Genomic DNA, 14,430 nt, shown 5'->3' on the forward strand with positions numbered 1-14,430 from the left:
CGCGCCGAGGTGGGCGAGGCGCGCGAAGCGGTGTTCGCCGTGACGATCCCCGAGGAACGCGGCAGCTTCAAGCGCTTCTGCGAGCTGGTCGGCACGCGCAGCGTGACCGAGTTCAACTACCGCATCGACGACGCCGAACGCGCGCACATCTTCGTGGGCGTGCAGATCCGCAACCGCGGCGAGTCGCAGCTGATCGCGAAGACCTTCGTCGATCACGGCTTTCCGAGCGTCGATCTCACCGGCGACGAGTTGTCGAAGCAGCACATCCGCTACATGGTGGGCGGCCGCTCGCCGCTCGCGCACGACGAACGCCTGTTCCGCTTCGAGTTTCCGGAGCGGCCGGGCGCGCTCATGCGCTTCCTCTCGTCGATGGCGCCGAACTGGAACATCAGCCTCTTCCACTACCGCAACCAGGGCGCCGACTACAGCTCGATTCTGGTGGGCATCCAGGTGCCCGCAGCCGAAGACGCCGAGTTCCGCCGCTTCCTCGCCACGCTCGGTTATCCGCAGTGGGAAGAGACGCAGAACCCGGCGTATCGGTTGTTCCTGCAATGAAAATAGTCAGTCGTCCCACCAATCGGGACATCTGCATCTGAAGCGCATAAAGAGCGGAAAGAGTGCAGGAAAACACCAGGCCCCGCAGCAGTGCGCGTCAGTATACTGAGCCACTGCTGCCGGGCGTGGTTGCCTCGGGAAGATTGGGCGCCGTGCGTCGGACTCACCTGGAGGAAGACAAACATGTTGCGCATCGCTCTTGGCTGTCTGATGGCTCTTTCCACGATCGTCGCCGGCGCGCTGCCCGGCGTGGCGCACGCGGATGCGGCGCATCCCGTCGTCGCGCTGCTGCCGGGCGTCACCGATCCGTTCTACTTCACGATGCATCGGGGCGCCGAGCGCGCGGCGAAGGAAGAAAACATCCAGTTGCTGTTCCAGGTTCCGAAGGCCTGGAACACCACGGAACAGGTGCCGATCCTCAAGGCGTTCATCGCCAAGCGTCCGGACGTACTGCTCGTCTCGCCCGTCGATAAGCAGCAGCTCATCGGCCCACTCAAGGAAGCCGCCGACGCCGGCATCAAGGTCATCACCGTCGACACCTATATCGGCGACGGTCGCTATCAAACCGGCAAGGGCGACGCCGACTTCCCGCTCTCCTATATCGCTTCGGACAACCTGGAAGGCGGCCGCGTGGCGGCGCGCGCGCTCGCCAGGGTGATCGGCGACAAGGGCACCGTCTATTGCGAGAACAACAAGCCGGGCATCTCCAGCACCGACGCGCGCGCGCAAGGTTTCATGGAAGAGATGAAGAAGCACCCCAACATCAAGGTGCTGGAGACGCAGTACAACGAGGACGACGCCAATCGCGCCGCCTCGCACGTGGCGGCGGTGCTCGCGCGCAATCCCGACCTCGCGGGCGTGTTCGGCGCCAACACGTTTTCGGGCGCGGGCGCGGCGCAAGGCGTGAAGAATGCGGGCAAGCAGGGCGTGGTGAAGGTGGTCGTATTCGACGCCGTGCCGGGCATCGACGAGCAGATCAGAAGCGGCCTCGTCGATATCGCCATTGCGCAGCTTCCCGACGAGATGGGCTATGACGCGGTGAAGTTCGCCGCCGACGCCATCCACGGCAAGAAGATTGCCACCTACAAGGGCACGGGCTTCGTGGTGCTGGACAAGTCGAACATCGACAAGCCGGAGATGAAGCAGTACATCTATTCGAACTAAGCCACGCGAACAGAGCCACATGAACGACAAACGACTCGACAGGCTCGCGCTCGTCAGCAAGGTCTGGCCGTGGCTCTTTCTCGGCACGCTGCTCGTCTTCTTCGAGGCGTGGGCGCGCATCTCGGCGCATCGTTCGTTCGTGTTCAACGCGTATAACCTGCAGTCGATCGGGCTTGCGGCGAGCGCGCCGCTCCTGCTGGCCATCGGTCAGACCTTCGTGATCATCACCGCGGGCATCGATCTTTCGGTGGGCTTCGTAATGGGGCTCGCGGCGGTGTGCGTCGCACAGTTCACGATTCCAGGCGGCGAATCGCCGTGGATCTTGCTGATGTCGATTCCTCTCACGGTTCTCGTGTGCCTGATTCCGGGCTTCGTGAACGGCGTATTGATTGCGCGCCTGGGCGTGCCTGCCTTCATCGGCACGCTCGGCATGTATGGGGTCGCGCGCGGCGTGGGCTTTCTCGCTGCGGGCAGCGGCATGACTGTCTCCGTCAACAATCCTGGGCTCGCGTGGCTCGGCAGCGGCTGGACGCCCGTGATCCTCACGGCCGTGCTGCTCGCCATCATGCACTTCGTGCTCTCGCAAACGCGCTTCGGACAGTACACCTATGCGATAGGCGGCAATCCGCAGTCGGCGGTGCGCGCGGGCATCAACGTGCGCCGTCATCTGTTCGCGATTTATCTGATCGCGGCGGCTTTCGCGGCGGTGGGCGGCGTCGTCTACACGGCGCGCTTCGCCGCGGGCGCGGCCAATGCAGGTGAGCCCATGCTGCTCGATTCGATCGCGGCGGTCGTGATTGGCGGCGCGAGTCTCTTCGGCGGTACCGGCAACGTCATCGGCACGCTGATCGGCGCGCTCATCATCGCCGTGATCGAATTCGGGCTCGTGTTTATCGACGTCAACGCGTTCTGGCAATTCATCGTGGTCGGCATCGTCATCATTCTTTCGGTGCTGATCGACCAGTACAAGGATCGGCTCGGAGGCGCGCAATGAGCGGCGCGAGCGTCACGCCGATTCTGGAGGCGCGTGACGTCTCGATCCGGTTTGGCGGCGTGGAGGCGCTCAAGCGCGTTTCGTTGCGGCTCATGCCGGGCGAAGTGCTTGCGCTCGCGGGCGACAACGGCGCGGGCAAGTCCACGCTCATCAAGATCCTCTCGGGCGTTTATCGCGCCGATGCGGGCAATCTGCATTTCGAAGGGCGTCCGCTCCAACTGCGCGATCCACAGGATGCGCGCTCGCAGGGCATCGAAACCATCTATCAGGATCTCGCGCTCGCCGACAATCTCGACGTCGGCAGCAACATCTTCCTCGGCCGCGAGCCCGTGCGACGGCTATTCGGCTGTCAGGTGATCGACCGGCCGCATATGGCGCGGGTGGCGCGCGAAGTGCTCGAGCGGCTCGATATCGTGATTCCGCCGCGCAAGCTCACAGGCCCCGTGAAAATGCTCTCAGGCGGCCAGCGCCAGGCCATTGCGATAGGCCGCGCGATTTACTGGAACGCGCGCGTGCTCATCATGGACGAGCCCACCGCGGCGCTCGGTGTGCCCGAGCAACGCAAGGTGATGGAGTTGATCCGCGGGCTCAAGGCGCAGGGCGTGGCTGTGATTCTCATCTCGCACAACCTGCACGATATTTTCGCCGTGGCGGAGCGCATCGTCGTGCTGCGGCGCGGCGAAGTGGCGGGTGAGCGGCGCGTGGCCGAAACCGATGGCGACGAGATCGTGCGGCTGATGGTGGGCGACACGTATTCAAACGGCGCGCACTGAAACGTCACGTGGTGCGTTCGCCTGCGCGGTGCGGGCATTCGATGGACAATGTCGGCTCGAACCCTCACCGCACTCCTGCTTCCGCCATGAACTATCTCGATCCCGCCGATATCACGAGCTGGCACGCACACGTCTATTTCGACGCGGCGACGCGCGACGCCGCATGGACCTTGCGCGAGGCGATCGAAGCCCGCTTCGGCGAGATCGTGCAGATCGGGCGCTTTCACGAGCGCCCGGTTGGGCCGCATCCGATGTGGTCGTATCAACTCGCCATTGCGCGAGAGCACTTCACGACGGTCATCGAATGGCTCACGCTCAATCACGGCGCACTCGACGTGTTCGTGCATCCGAACACCACCGATGCCCTGCGCGACCATCGCGACGCCGCCGTGTGGATCGGCCATTCGCACACCCTCAATCTCGGCGCGCTCGGCGGCTGATTGCTCTTCGGATTGCGCCGCCCTGCAGGCAGTGGCACGGCGCAATGCTCGACACTCCGGTGGGCCTCAGTGCCCAAACGACTCCGTCTTTGTCGCCGAAGATCCGCTCTGCTGCGGCCGCGCCGCCTGCTTGATGAGCAGCGCTGCGCCGGCAACGAGACCGGCGACGGCAACCGTCGCGAAGATGCTCGCAAACGTGAAGTGCCGACGCGCGAGCTCGGCCACGAGGAACGAGCCCGCAATGCCGCCGAAGCGCCCGATGCCGAGCATCCAGGCCACGCCGGTGCCGCGTCCCTGGGTGGGATAGAACGCGGCCGCGAGCGCAGGCATCGACGATTGCGCCGTGTTCATCAGCACGCCGGCCACGAACACCACGAGCACGAGCAGGGCCACGTTGCCCGCCGCCTGGCCGATGAGCCACACCGAAATCGCGGTGAGCACGTAGCACGCGGCGATGATGCGGTTCGCGTTGAAGCGGTCCATGAGCATGCCGCTGAGCACCGCGCCCACACCGCCGAGCGGGAAGAGCGCCGAGATCAGCGTGGCGCTCGAGGCCGTGAGACCGGAGTCCTTGAGCAGCAGCGGCATCCAGTTGATCGACGCGTAAAAGATCACGAGCCCCATGAAATACGCGACCCACAGCATCACCGAGCCGACGAGGTACATCGGCGAAAGCACGACGCCGAGGCCCTTGGCTTGCGTCTGCGGGGCGTGCTCCGTCATCGTGAACACCTGCGCCTTGGCGGCGTCGGGCGAGATGCGGGCGAGCGCGGCGCGAATACGCTCGGCAGGCCGTTGATTCGCCACCATGTAGCGCACCGATTCCGGCATGCGCAGGAAGAGCGGCACGGCGAGCACGAGCGGCGTCACGCCGCCGAGCATGAGGACGCTGCGCCAGCCGAAATGCGGAATCATCCACGCCGCGAGAAAGCCGCCGCAAGCCGCGCCGAGCGGAAAGCCGCAGAACATCAGATTGATCACGGTGGCGCGGTTCCGGTCCGGGCAGAACTCGCCCATCATCGTGACCGCATTCGGCATGGCCGCGCCGAGACCCACACCCGTAATGAAGCGCAGCCACGTGAGCTCGCCGATGCTCGTGGAGAACGCCGAAGCGAGGCAGGTCACGCCGAACAGCAGCACCGAGCCGACCAGTATGGCGCGGCGCCCAAGGCGGTCGGAGAGCGGTCCGGACGCGAGTGCGCCGCAAGCGAGGCCGAAGAGCGCCGCACTCAGCACGGGCGCGAGCGCGGGCTTTGGGATGCCCCATTCGCCGAGCAGCGAAGGCGCGATGAAGCCGATCGCGGCGGTGTCGAAACCGTCGAGCAGGACGATGACGAAGCACATCGCGAAAATGAACCACTGGAACGGCGAAAACGGATGTTCGTTGATGAAGGTTTGGACGTCGACGGCACGCGGCTGGTCCATGGTTTATCTCCTGTCGACCGAGGTTGTCGTTGTATCGGCCCGCCGTGGCGAGCCGCTTTTTCTGGTTTGCCTTACAACCTGGAATAGTAACCGCAGAGCGGCGTTTGCTGGAGATCGTCATCGGGCGCGGCAGGCGGCCGTCTGCTAGCCTGAAAGCAGCACGGCGAGCACGCGCGTGCTGCAAGCGTGTCGCGTTGCGCGACAAGGAGTTCCAGATGAAGGCCTTCTTCGCCCACACGGCAATGCCGTGCCTCATGGCAAGCGCGATGCTGGCAGGTGCGCCCGGTCAGGTTTTTGCCCAGCTCGCGCCGAATGACGACCTGCGTGCGCCGCAAAATAGCCTCGCGCTCATGCCGGGCGCCCAGCCCGGCAGCGAATACCCGACCCACGGTAATCGCCAGGCCGGCGAGATGCCGGTCGGTCCCACCGATCCGCGCGGGCAACTCGCGAACGGCCACCCGAACAACGCCGAGGCGGGCGGCTACGGCGCGCCGTTGGCGGGCGTGCGCTCGGGTGGGCAAAGCGGCGCGGGCATGTAAACGACGGGCCGCTTCAGGTCCGCTCGGGTTGCCAGGCGAGCTGGGCTTCGAGTGTTTCGCCGGGAGCGAGCACGGTGCCGCCCACGTCGATGCGCTGCACGGTTCCTTCGTGCCGCAGATTGAGCCAGTCCGTCGTATTGCTGACGGGTTCCGCGCAGAAGTACGGCAGGCCGGGCGGGCAGAAGACCACGAAGAAGTCGAGTGGCGTGCTCGCGCGCAGCGCGAGACGACGGCCTTCGTGCGGCCATTCGATGACCGCCTCGCGGCGCCAGCCGGAGAAGTTGTTGTCGAGATCGAAATCGTCGACGATCAGGCCGGCCTGCAGGGCGTCGACGGCCGGGTGAGTGCTGAGCGAGACCGGCAGGACTTCCGTGTCGATTTCCCACATGGCGCGCACGCGCGCGGCAATGCGCGTGCCGGGCGGCCGCGGATAGTACGGGTGATGGCCCAGGCCGAACGGCATGGGCCGCGCGGCCAGGTTGCGAGCCCACAGGCGCACGGTGAGGCCGCTGGCGTCGAGCGCGAGGTGCTGGCGCGCTTCGTAGCGAAACGGCCAGCCTGTGCCGGTGCGTGTGTCGGCCCTGCGCGATCCGTGGGATTCATGCGCTTCATGGGATTCGTTCGGCTCGTGCAGGAAGTGGAGCGTGAGCGTGTCGGCCGTTTGTGCCTCGACCGTCCAGGGCCGCCGCCATGCGTGGCCATGCAGTGCGTGGCGCAGCGCGCCGCTGCCGCTCGGTAAATCGATCATCTCGCCTTCGAAGCGGAAGCGCCCGTCGCGGATGCGGTTGCAGTACGGCATCAGCGGAAAGCTCGCCATGCCGAGCGGATCGCGCGCGTCGATGGCGGCGCGCGTGGCGGGGCGCAGCCAGTGTGACGCCGGGGTCCTGCCGGCCGCGTCGTAGAACGCGGCGATCGAGCCGCCAACGTGCGGCGCGACGAGCACGCGCGCATCGCCATGGGCGAGCGTGACGAGCTGGCCGTCGTCGAGCGCTGCGGCATCGAAAGCGATCTCTGGGGGCGACGAGGGTGTCGATCGGGCAGTCAAATGAGCGTTCTCCAGTAACTCGGTTTATTACTAATAAAAGATAATATAGGCGTTGAAATCGCTGATGATGAAACCAAAAAATGGTGACATACGCCAATTGATGGTCAAAATTATTAGTGCTACGCTTCGGGCCAACAGCGCGGCCCCGAGCGCGCGGCGCCGCGCCGCGCAGCCCTCCTGCAGTTCCCCTCACATCCGATGAAAAAATCGACGCAACGCCGCCCGACCATGACCGACATCGCGAAGGCCGCAGGCGTGTCGCAATCGACGGTTTCCCTCGTGCTTAACGGCGCGGTCGGCGCCAAGCTTTCCGAAGCGACGCGCCTGAAGGTGCACGAAGTCGCCCAGTCGCTTGGCTACCAGTTGCCGATCCGCGCGGTGCAGACGCCCGCCCCGGCAGGCGAGCGCAATCTCATCGTCTATCTTGCCGACGAAGTCTCGACGAGTCCGCACCCGGTCGTGAGCATCGACGGCGCGCGCGACGCCGCCTGGAACAACGGCTGTCTGCTCGCGGTGTTCTCGACGCATGGCAACGCCCAGATGGAGCAGCAGGTGCTGCAAACGCTCGCCCTGCCGAACGTGCTCGGCGTGATCTATGCGACCGTGTACACGCGCAAGGTCACGGTGCCACCCGCGCTACTGAAGGTGCCGGCCGTGCTGCTCAACTGCTACGCGTCCGATCACGCGCTCTCTTCGGTCGTGCCGGCCGAAGTGGCGGGCGGCCATACGGCCACCGAATATCTGATCGAAGCAGGGCACCGGCGTATTGGATTCATCAATGGCGAAACCTGGCAGGACGCCGCGAAAGACCGTCTCAAGGGCTATCGCCAGGCGCTCGCGACCGCCGACCTGCTGTTCGACGAGCGCCTCGTGCGCGACGGCGACTGGAGTTCGGGCAAGGGTTTCGAACTCACGCTTTCGCTCATGCGCGAGCCGAGTCCGCCCACGGCGATCTTCTGCGCCAACGACCTGACGGCGATCGGCGCGATCGAAGCGCTCAAGCAACTCGGGCTGCGCGTGCCCGAAGACGTTTCGGTCATGGGCTACGACGACCAGGAAATCGCGCGCCATACCCATCCGCCGCTCACCACCGTCGTGCTGCCCAACTACGAGCTTGGGCGCTGGGCCGTCGAGACGCTGCTGCAGGAAGAGCAGAACCGCAGCGCCGGCGCGCCGGTGCGCCACCGCACTGTGAAGCTCGACGGGCCGCTCATCGAACGGACCTCGGTGTGCGCGCCGGACCCCGCCTCCCCCGTGAATACCCTCATTAATATCTCAGAAAATTGACTGGTAATATTAGTTGAAGCAGTGGCGTAATATTTCGGTGCGGCGCGTCGCGTGCCGTACTGGACGAATCAAGAAAGACAACAAGAACCGCGGTGGGGCCGAAGGCCAGCACCGCCGATGTCATTCATCGCTTTGCGTGAGACCGGAGTCCGTGCTGCGGCATGCGCTCTGGCCGACACAGGAGACAGCCATGCATCATCAACGAATCCAGTCTGCCCTCATTGCCGCCGGTTTTTGCCTGGCGAGCGCGTTCGCCGCGAGCGCTTACGCGCAGTCCAATGCCGGCGCGCAGAAAGTCCAGTCGAATTCCAGCGAGAGCTGCACGAATGCCAAGCCGGGCGGCAAGAAGCTGAGCGACATGGTGGTGGGGTTCTCGCAGTCGGAGAATGAACAGAACCCGTTCCGGGCGACCGAAACCGCCTCGGTTCGCGCAGCGGCGAAGGAAGCGGGCGTGAAGCGGCTCCTCTATACGAACGCGAACGCCAACCAGGCCAAGCAGGTCGCCGACATCGAAAGCATGATCAACCAGGGCGCCGAGGCGCTCATCATTGCGCCCAACGACTCCACGGGCCTGCAGCCCGCGCTCGCCCAGGCGCGCGCGAAGGGCATTCCCGTCGTGACGATCGACCGGCAGACGGCGGGCATCGCGTGCGACGACTTCATCACTTTCCTCGGCTCCGACTTCTACAAGCAGGGTGAGCGCGCGGCGAAGGCGCTCGCCGACGCCACGGGCGGCAACGCGATAATCGCCGAGATCCAGGGCGGCTACGGCAACACGGTGGAAAGCCAGCGCACGGACGGCTTCGCGAACGGCCTCAAGCCCTATCCCGGCATGAAGATCATTGCGGCGCAAACCGCGAACTGGTCGACGACCGAAGCGCAGAAGGTGATGGAGCAGATCCTGCTCGCGCACCCGGACGTCAACGCCGTCTACACCCACGCCGACACGATGACGGTCGGCGCGATCAAGGCGCTGCGCCAGGCTGGCAAGCTCAACGGCGTGAAGATCGTCTCGATCGACGGTACGAAGGAGATCGTCTCGGATATCTCGAACGGCATCGTCGCCGCCGACGTCGAAACGAACCCGCGCTTCGGCCCGCTCGCCTTCAAGTCGCTGGAAGACTATCTCGCGGGCAAGCCGGTGCCGCAAAAGCAGATCATGGACGACGCGCTCTTCGACCGGACCAACGCGCAGCCGTCTCTCGCACAGGGCAAGGTCTACTGAGCCGCGCCCGCACGATGACGACGAGCGCCCCTGCAAATCGCGCCGATTCGGCCACGACCACGCCGCGCACCGTGCTCGAAACGCACGGCGTTTCAAAGACCTTCGGCGTGGTGCGCGCGCTGCGCGACGTCTCGCTCACGCTGCGCGCGGGCGAGGTGCATGGCCTCGTGGGCGAGAACGGCGCGGGCAAGTCCACGCTGATCAAGGTCCTCACCGGCTTTCATCAGCCCGACTCGGGCGCGCTCACGCTCGACGGCGCGAACGTCGCGTTCGACAGCCCGCGTGCGGCGCAGGGCGCGGGCGTGTGCGCCGTGTATCAGGAGATCAACCTGATACCGGAGCGCAGCGTGGCCGAGAATATCTTTCTGTGCCACGAACCGAAACGCTTCGGCATCCTGATCGACAGGAAGCGCATGCTCGAGCGCGCCGCCGACATCGTGCAGCGCTACCGGCTCGCGGTCGACCCGGCCGCGCGTCTCGGTTCGCTCGGGCTCGGCGCGCAGCAGATGGTGGCGATTGCGCGCGGCGTTTCGCTAGGCGCGCGCGTGCTGATTCTCGACGAGCCGACTTCGGCCCTGAGCGGCGCGGAAGTGGACGTGCTGTTCGAAGTCGTCGATCGCCTGCGCGCCGAGGGCATTGCGCTGCTGTTCGTGAGCCACCGGCTTTCCGAATGCTACCGGCTGTGCGATCGGTTCACGGTGATGCGCGACGGCGCCGTGGTCCGCACGGGTACGCCCGAAGAACTGCCGCGCGCGGCATTGATCGCGGCCATGCTGGGCCGCGAGAGCGCGGGCGAGCACGCGTGGGCCGAGCGCTCGGGCAGCGCCGACGCCGACGCCACGCCTGCGCTCGCCGTCGACCATTTGCAGTGGGGCAACCGCGTGCGCGACGTGTCGCTGCGGGTGGCCCGCAAGGAGATCGTCGGCCTGGCTGGCCTGCTCGGCTCGGGCCGCACGGAAACGTTCAAAACGATCTTCGGCGCGCAGAAGGCCGATGGCGGCGAGGTCGATATCGCGGGCCGCGCGCTCACGCATGCAAACCCGGCGCGCTCGATCGGACGCGGCATCGCTTTCCTTTCCGAAGACCGCCGCGCGGAAGGCATTTTTCCGCGTCTCTCGGTGCGCGAGAACATCGTCGCGAGCCTGTTGCCGCGCATTTCGCGCTTCGGCTTCATCTCGCGTGCGAAGGAAGCGCAAGTGGTGCGGGAGTCGATCGAGCGGCTCGGCATCAAGACGGCCGGCACTGGCGCGCTCATCACGACGCTCTCGGGCGGCAATCAGCAAAAGGCGCTGATCGCGCGCTGCCTCTCGACCCGCCCAACGGTGCTGCTGCTCGACGATCCCACGCGCGGCATCGACGTCGGCGCGAAGGAGGAGGTGCATCGCGTCGTGCAGGAATTGGCGCGGGAGGGGCTTGCGGTGGTGGTCACGTCGTCGGAGATGGAAGAGCTGCTTGCGCTGACCGACCGCCTCGTCGTGCTCAACGAGGGCGCGACCGAGGGCGGCATGCCAACCGCTGGCGTGCACCCCGACGACGTACTCGCTGTGCTGGCCGGCGCCGGATCTGACGACAGCGCGGGCAACGGCGCCGACCACGGCGGCGGCACCGCGTGAGCGACCCCGCGCCAAACCCGCTACAACCCACGACAACCGCTCCGATGGCGACCAACCTTGAATCGAACGAGGCAAGCTTGAGCCCCTCGAATCCTTCGAATTCCTCGAACCGTTCCGTCTCGCCCTCGTCCGGCGCCGCGGCACGCACGCAGACCTGGCGCAACGTGCTGCGCGAGCACAGCGTGTACTTCGCGCTCGCCGCGCTCGTGGCGTTCAATCTCGCCGTCACGCCGGGGTTCTCGAATCCCTTCGCGGCGCGCAGCCTGCTGTTCGAGGCGGCGCCGATCGTGTTGATCGCGCTGGGCCAGAATCTCGCGATCGCGACGCGCGGCATCGACCTCTCCGTGGGATCGGTGATGGCGCTCGCTAGCGCGTCGATTGCCGTGTTCCTGCCGTATGGCGTGGGCCCGGCGCTCGTGGGCGCGGTCGCGGTGGGTGCCGTAGTCGGCTTGTGCAACGGGTTCCTCGTGGCGCTGCTCGCCATCGATCCGCTGATCTCGAGCCTCGCCTTGCTGGTCGCTGCGCGCGGGCTCGCGCAGGCGCTGCTGGGCGGCTCGCGCGTGAATCTACCGGACACGCCCGCGTTCGATCTGCTCGGCGCTGGCGCGCTCGGCCCGCTGCCCATCGTCATGCTGATCGCGCTTGGGCTCGCGGTGGTGGTGGCGTTCGTGGTGCGTCGCACGACCTTCGGGCGCTACGCGATTCTCGTGGGCGCAAGCCGTGGCGCCGCGTTTCTCGCGGGTATTCCCGTGCGGCGCACGCTCTTTCTCGTCTATGCAGTGAGCGGCACGTTTGCCGGACTCGCCGGCGTGTTCGCGTCGTCGCGGCTTGGCGCGGCGGATCCCAACTATGTGGGTGTGAACTTCGAACTCGATGCGATTGCCGCCTCGGTCATCGGGGGCACGCCGCTTTCGGGCGGGCGCATCTCGATCGTCGGCGCGGTGTTCGGCGTGCTGCTGCTTCAGGTGCTCGACGCGAGCTTCATCATGAACAACATCAGCTTCACCTACGCGCAGATCCTCAAGGCGGTGTTCATCGTCGTCGCGCTGTATCTGCAACGCTCGGGAGGCTGACGCGATGCAAAAGGCTAAACCAGAGGACGCTCAAACCGCCACCGCACCGGGTGCCAATCGGCGCGCGCAAGTGATCGCGCTCGTGCAGTCGCGCGGGGCGATCGCGATGCTCGTGGTTGTCGCGCTCGTGGCTGGCATGGTGTTTCCCGACTTCCTGCGCCCCGCGAACCTCGCGGACATCGCCTCGAACGGCGCGTTTCTCGGGCTCGTCGCCGTGGGGCAGAGCATCGTCATCATCCTGGGCGGCTTCGATCTTTCGGTCGGGTCGATGGTCGGACTCGGCACGGTGCTGGCCGCCTATGCCGCGCCCTATGGGTGGGGCGCCGCGATGCTCGCGCCAGTGGCGGCGGGTTTCGTCGTCGGTGTGGGCAACGGCGTGCTGATCGCCCGCGCGCGCATGGCGCCGTTCATCGTCACGCTTGCGGCGCTGCTCGGGCTCAAGGGGCTCGCGCTCGTGCTCGCGAGCCAGGATCTGCCGATTGCCAATCCGGGTTTCTTCGCGCGCATCGCCAATGGCTCGGTGTTTGGCGTCAACAATCTCATTTGGGTGCTGGTGGTCGTCTATGCGCTCGGTGGCGCACTGCTCAACCACACGCGCTTTGGTGCGGCGATCTTTGCGATTGGCGGCAACGAAGAGGCGGCGCGCATGCTGGGCGTGCGTGTGGAGCGCGTGAAGATATTCGCCTATGGATTGTCCGGTGCACTCGCAGGCCTCTCAGGGGCGCTGCTGGCGTCGCACCTGGACTCGGGGTTGTCGGGGGCGGGGACCGGCTATGAACTGCAGTCGATCGCCGCGGCCGTGATCGGCGGCGTGTTGCTCACGGGCGGCGTGGGAACGATGGCCGGACCGTTGGCCGGCGTGCTACTGCTCGGTGTCATCGACAATGTGATCAATCAGGTCGGCACGCTCAGTCCCTACTATCAGAACCTTGCGAGCGGCGCATTCCTGCTCGCTGCGGTGATTGTGCAGACCTTGCTTACCGGCCGCCGGCATGGCGCCGCGCGGGCTGCGGCCTCGGGCGCCTAGTGGATGACGTCTTGGCCGCCGGTTTCGAACGCGTTTGGCTGATGGCATACCTATTGATGCGAAACGATCAGCTTCACGCGCGTTGAGCCGTCGGTCTGCGCCGTGATTTCGGTCCGGCTGCCGCGCTGCCCCAGATAGAAGTGCTGGCGGCCAGGCGAGTTCACGTCGTGCGTTGCGTCGGGCAGGCACGAGGCAATGTCGGCGCCTACCCCTTCGAGCGCGTTCGTCCCCGATCCTGCGTCGCGAGGGCTCCAGACGCACTGAAAACTCCCGCCGCTCGTTGCGCACTGCGCGTCGTCGCCATAGGGTTGCGCGGTGGCGCGCCCGTCGTCAGGACTCAGTGACGCGAAATGCTGCGGCGCAGCCGCGACGATGCGCTTTAGCGCCGCGCAGGGGCTTGCGCTGTCGTCAGCATGAGCGGCCAGGGGGATGCCTGGTATGACAATCGCCGAGCAAAGCGCGAGGATCCGGATGATCGATGGCTTCATGGCGTCTCGCTGCGTGAGAGCAGCGCCTTATCGTGGCAGGTGAAGGGAGCGCTGCAAGCGGCGTGCCGGGAATAGCCCTTGCAGGGTCACGTCGGACCACGCATCACGAGGAGAACGCCATGAGGAAACCGTTCGATCGCATGATGAAAGGGGGCGCATTGCTGATCGGCCTGACCGTCGCGATTGCAAGCAGCGGCGAATCGCGCGACGAGCAGCAACACGCGTGCCGCGGCGATGCGTTCCACTTCTGCGCGCGTACGATTCCAAACAAGGAGAAGATCGCGGCGTGCCTGAAGCAGCACTACGATGAGCTCTCGCCGCCGTGCAAGGCGATGTTCGACCCGCCGACGGAGGTCGATCCGAAGTCATGAGCGCGAATGCCGCTCAGTGAAAAGAGGCACAGTGCGCCTCTTTTCAATTGAGTCGATGGAAAAGGGCTTGCGGACTCGCGATCGAGGCGATAAGATTCGCCCCCTTCGCAGTTCGATGTCTCTGACGTCAGGCAGCGAGGACCGCCGCGGAAACCGGCGGACGCAGGAGTCGGCAGCTTTTTTAAGCGGTGAGCGAAAAAAAGGGGTTGACGAAGCGAAAAAGATTCTTCATAATCTCGTTTCTCTGCTGCAGACGCAGCAACGCAGAAAGAAGCCGGTAGTTAAGTGGTTGTCTGAACGAAACTGCGCGGCAACTTCGCGATCGATCTTTAAAAATTTACAGCCGATAAGTGTGGGCGCTTGATGCGGTGGCGGCCTGATGATGTTCTTCGGAGCATTGTCGGGAGCAGC

15 protein-coding genes and 1 pseudogene are annotated in these 14,430 nt (G+C 65.6%); 12 read left to right on the forward strand and 4 right to left on the reverse strand.

The window, feature by feature from the left end:
* The 5 genes and pseudogenes from M3I54_RS41490 to M3I54_RS41510 form a co-directional block, all read left to right on the forward strand.
* Window positions 1-555 (forward strand): annotated as a pseudogene (locus M3I54_RS41490) (threonine ammonia-lyase, biosynthetic); the annotation flags it as partial.
* A gap of 183 nt (window positions 556-738) precedes the next feature.
* A complete protein-coding gene (locus M3I54_RS41495; RefSeq protein ID WP_254345960.1) occupies window positions 739-1,719 on the forward strand; it encodes an ABC transporter substrate-binding protein in 981 nt (326 codons plus the stop codon).
* 19 nt (window positions 1,720-1,738) lie between these two features.
* Complete coding sequence (locus tag M3I54_RS41500) at window positions 1,739-2,713, forward strand: ribose ABC transporter (RefSeq protein ID WP_254345961.1); 975 nt, start codon at window positions 1,739-1,741, stop codon at window positions 2,711-2,713.
* Entirely contained in the window at window positions 2,710-3,486 is a 777-nt protein-coding gene (locus tag M3I54_RS41505) for an ATP-binding cassette domain-containing protein (protein ID WP_254345962.1), read from the forward strand. Before M3I54_RS41500 ends, M3I54_RS41505 begins: the two co-directional genes overlap by 4 nt.
* Window positions 3,487-3,572: 86 nt before the next feature.
* Complete coding sequence (locus M3I54_RS41510; RefSeq protein WP_254345963.1) at window positions 3,573-3,926, forward strand: DOPA 4,5-dioxygenase family protein; 354 nt, start codon at window positions 3,573-3,575, stop codon at window positions 3,924-3,926.
* A 66-nt stretch (window positions 3,927-3,992) separates the two neighbouring features.
* On the opposite strand, the gene M3I54_RS41515 is transcribed toward M3I54_RS41510, so the two are convergent.
* Window positions 3,993-5,351 (reverse strand): MFS transporter, encoded by a 1,359-nt coding sequence (locus tag M3I54_RS41515; RefSeq protein WP_254345964.1) that lies wholly within the window; start codon window positions 5,349-5,351, stop codon window positions 3,993-3,995.
* A gap of 215 nt (window positions 5,352-5,566) precedes the next feature.
* Between M3I54_RS41515 and M3I54_RS41520 the strand changes: the two genes are divergently transcribed.
* On the forward strand, window positions 5,567-5,890 hold the full coding sequence (locus tag M3I54_RS41520) for a hypothetical protein (RefSeq protein WP_375542308.1): 324 nt from the start codon (window positions 5,567-5,569) through the stop codon (window positions 5,888-5,890).
* 13 nt (window positions 5,891-5,903) lie between these two features.
* Here the strand turns inward: M3I54_RS41520 and M3I54_RS41525 are convergent, their stop codons facing one another.
* Entirely contained in the window at window positions 5,904-6,935 is a 1,032-nt protein-coding gene (locus tag M3I54_RS41525; RefSeq protein WP_302059359.1) for an aldose 1-epimerase, read from the reverse strand.
* Window positions 6,936-7,133: 198 nt separating this feature from the next.
* On the opposite strand from M3I54_RS41525, the gene M3I54_RS41530 reads away from it, so the two are divergent.
* From M3I54_RS41530 to M3I54_RS41550, 5 genes are all read left to right on the forward strand, one after another.
* Complete coding sequence (locus M3I54_RS41530; protein WP_254345965.1) at window positions 7,134-8,222, forward strand: LacI family DNA-binding transcriptional regulator; 1,089 nt, start codon at window positions 7,134-7,136, stop codon at window positions 8,220-8,222.
* Between the two features lie 190 nt (window positions 8,223-8,412).
* Entirely contained in the window at window positions 8,413-9,447 is a 1,035-nt protein-coding gene (locus M3I54_RS41535; RefSeq protein WP_254345966.1) for an ABC transporter substrate-binding protein, read from the forward strand.
* A gap of 14 nt (window positions 9,448-9,461) precedes the next feature.
* Complete coding sequence (locus tag M3I54_RS41540) at window positions 9,462-11,060, forward strand: sugar ABC transporter ATP-binding protein (RefSeq protein WP_254345969.1); 1,599 nt, start codon at window positions 9,462-9,464, stop codon at window positions 11,058-11,060.
* A 44-nt stretch (window positions 11,061-11,104) separates the two neighbouring features.
* Window positions 11,105-12,133 (forward strand): ABC transporter permease, encoded by a 1,029-nt coding sequence (locus M3I54_RS41545; protein WP_254345971.1) that lies wholly within the window; start codon window positions 11,105-11,107, stop codon window positions 12,131-12,133.
* Window positions 12,134-12,137: 4 nt separating this feature from the next.
* The gene (locus tag M3I54_RS41550) at window positions 12,138-13,160 is read left to right on the forward strand and encodes an ABC transporter permease (RefSeq protein ID WP_254345973.1); all 1,023 of its coding nucleotides are present in this window, start codon (window positions 12,138-12,140) and stop codon (window positions 13,158-13,160) included.
* Between the two features lie 50 nt (window positions 13,161-13,210).
* On the opposite strand, the gene M3I54_RS41555 is transcribed toward M3I54_RS41550, so the two are convergent.
* On the reverse strand, window positions 13,211-13,648 hold the full coding sequence (locus M3I54_RS41555) for a hypothetical protein (protein ID WP_254345975.1): 438 nt from the start codon (window positions 13,646-13,648) through the stop codon (window positions 13,211-13,213).
* A 119-nt stretch (window positions 13,649-13,767) separates the two neighbouring features.
* Between M3I54_RS41555 and M3I54_RS41560 the strand changes: the two genes are divergently transcribed.
* Window positions 13,768-14,019 (forward strand): hypothetical protein, encoded by a 252-nt coding sequence (locus tag M3I54_RS41560; protein WP_254345977.1) that lies wholly within the window; start codon window positions 13,768-13,770, stop codon window positions 14,017-14,019.
* Between the two features lie 228 nt (window positions 14,020-14,247).
* Here the strand turns inward: M3I54_RS41560 and M3I54_RS41565 are convergent.
* The coding region (locus M3I54_RS41565) for a hypothetical protein (protein ID WP_254336883.1) at window positions 14,248-14,430 on the reverse strand (183 nt) is incomplete at its 5' end.

It is taken from the genome of Paraburkholderia sp. CNPSo 3274, from assembly GCF_024206475.1.
In the GTDB taxonomy this organism is placed as follows: Bacteria; Pseudomonadota; Gammaproteobacteria; order Burkholderiales; family Burkholderiaceae; genus Paraburkholderia.

Bases quoted from the DNA above. Each gene is read 5' to 3' on its own strand.
- M3I54_RS41530 (WP_254345965.1), top strand. From the start codon at position 7,134: ATGAAAAAATCGACGCAACGCCGCCCGACCATGACCGACATCGCGAAG.
- M3I54_RS41535 (WP_254345966.1), top strand. From the start codon at position 8,413: ATGCATCATCAACGAATCCAGTCTGCCCTCATTGCCGCCGGTTTTTGC.
- M3I54_RS41560 (WP_254345977.1), top strand. From the start codon at position 13,768: ATGAGGAAACCGTTCGATCGCATGATGAAAGGGGGCGCATTGCTGATC.
- M3I54_RS41550 (WP_254345973.1), top strand. From the start codon at position 12,138: ATGCAAAAGGCTAAACCAGAGGACGCTCAAACCGCCACCGCACCGGGT.
- M3I54_RS41500 (WP_254345961.1), top strand. From the start codon at position 1,739: ATGAACGACAAACGACTCGACAGGCTCGCGCTCGTCAGCAAGGTCTGG.
- M3I54_RS41555 (WP_254345975.1), bottom strand. From the start codon at position 13,648: ATGAAGCCATCGATCATCCGGATCCTCGCGCTTTGCTCGGCGATTGTC.
- M3I54_RS41495 (WP_254345960.1), top strand. From the start codon at position 739: ATGTTGCGCATCGCTCTTGGCTGTCTGATGGCTCTTTCCACGATCGTC.
- M3I54_RS41540 (WP_254345969.1), top strand. From the start codon at position 9,462: ATGACGACGAGCGCCCCTGCAAATCGCGCCGATTCGGCCACGACCACG.
- M3I54_RS41520 (WP_375542308.1), top strand. From the start codon at position 5,567: ATGAAGGCCTTCTTCGCCCACACGGCAATGCCGTGCCTCATGGCAAGC.
- M3I54_RS41515 (WP_254345964.1), bottom strand. From the start codon at position 5,351: ATGGACCAGCCGCGTGCCGTCGACGTCCAAACCTTCATCAACGAACAT.
- M3I54_RS41505 (WP_254345962.1), top strand. From the start codon at position 2,710: ATGAGCGGCGCGAGCGTCACGCCGATTCTGGAGGCGCGTGACGTCTCG.
- M3I54_RS41510 (WP_254345963.1), top strand. From the start codon at position 3,573: ATGAACTATCTCGATCCCGCCGATATCACGAGCTGGCACGCACACGTC.
- M3I54_RS41545 (WP_254345971.1), top strand. From the start codon at position 11,105: ATGGCGACCAACCTTGAATCGAACGAGGCAAGCTTGAGCCCCTCGAAT.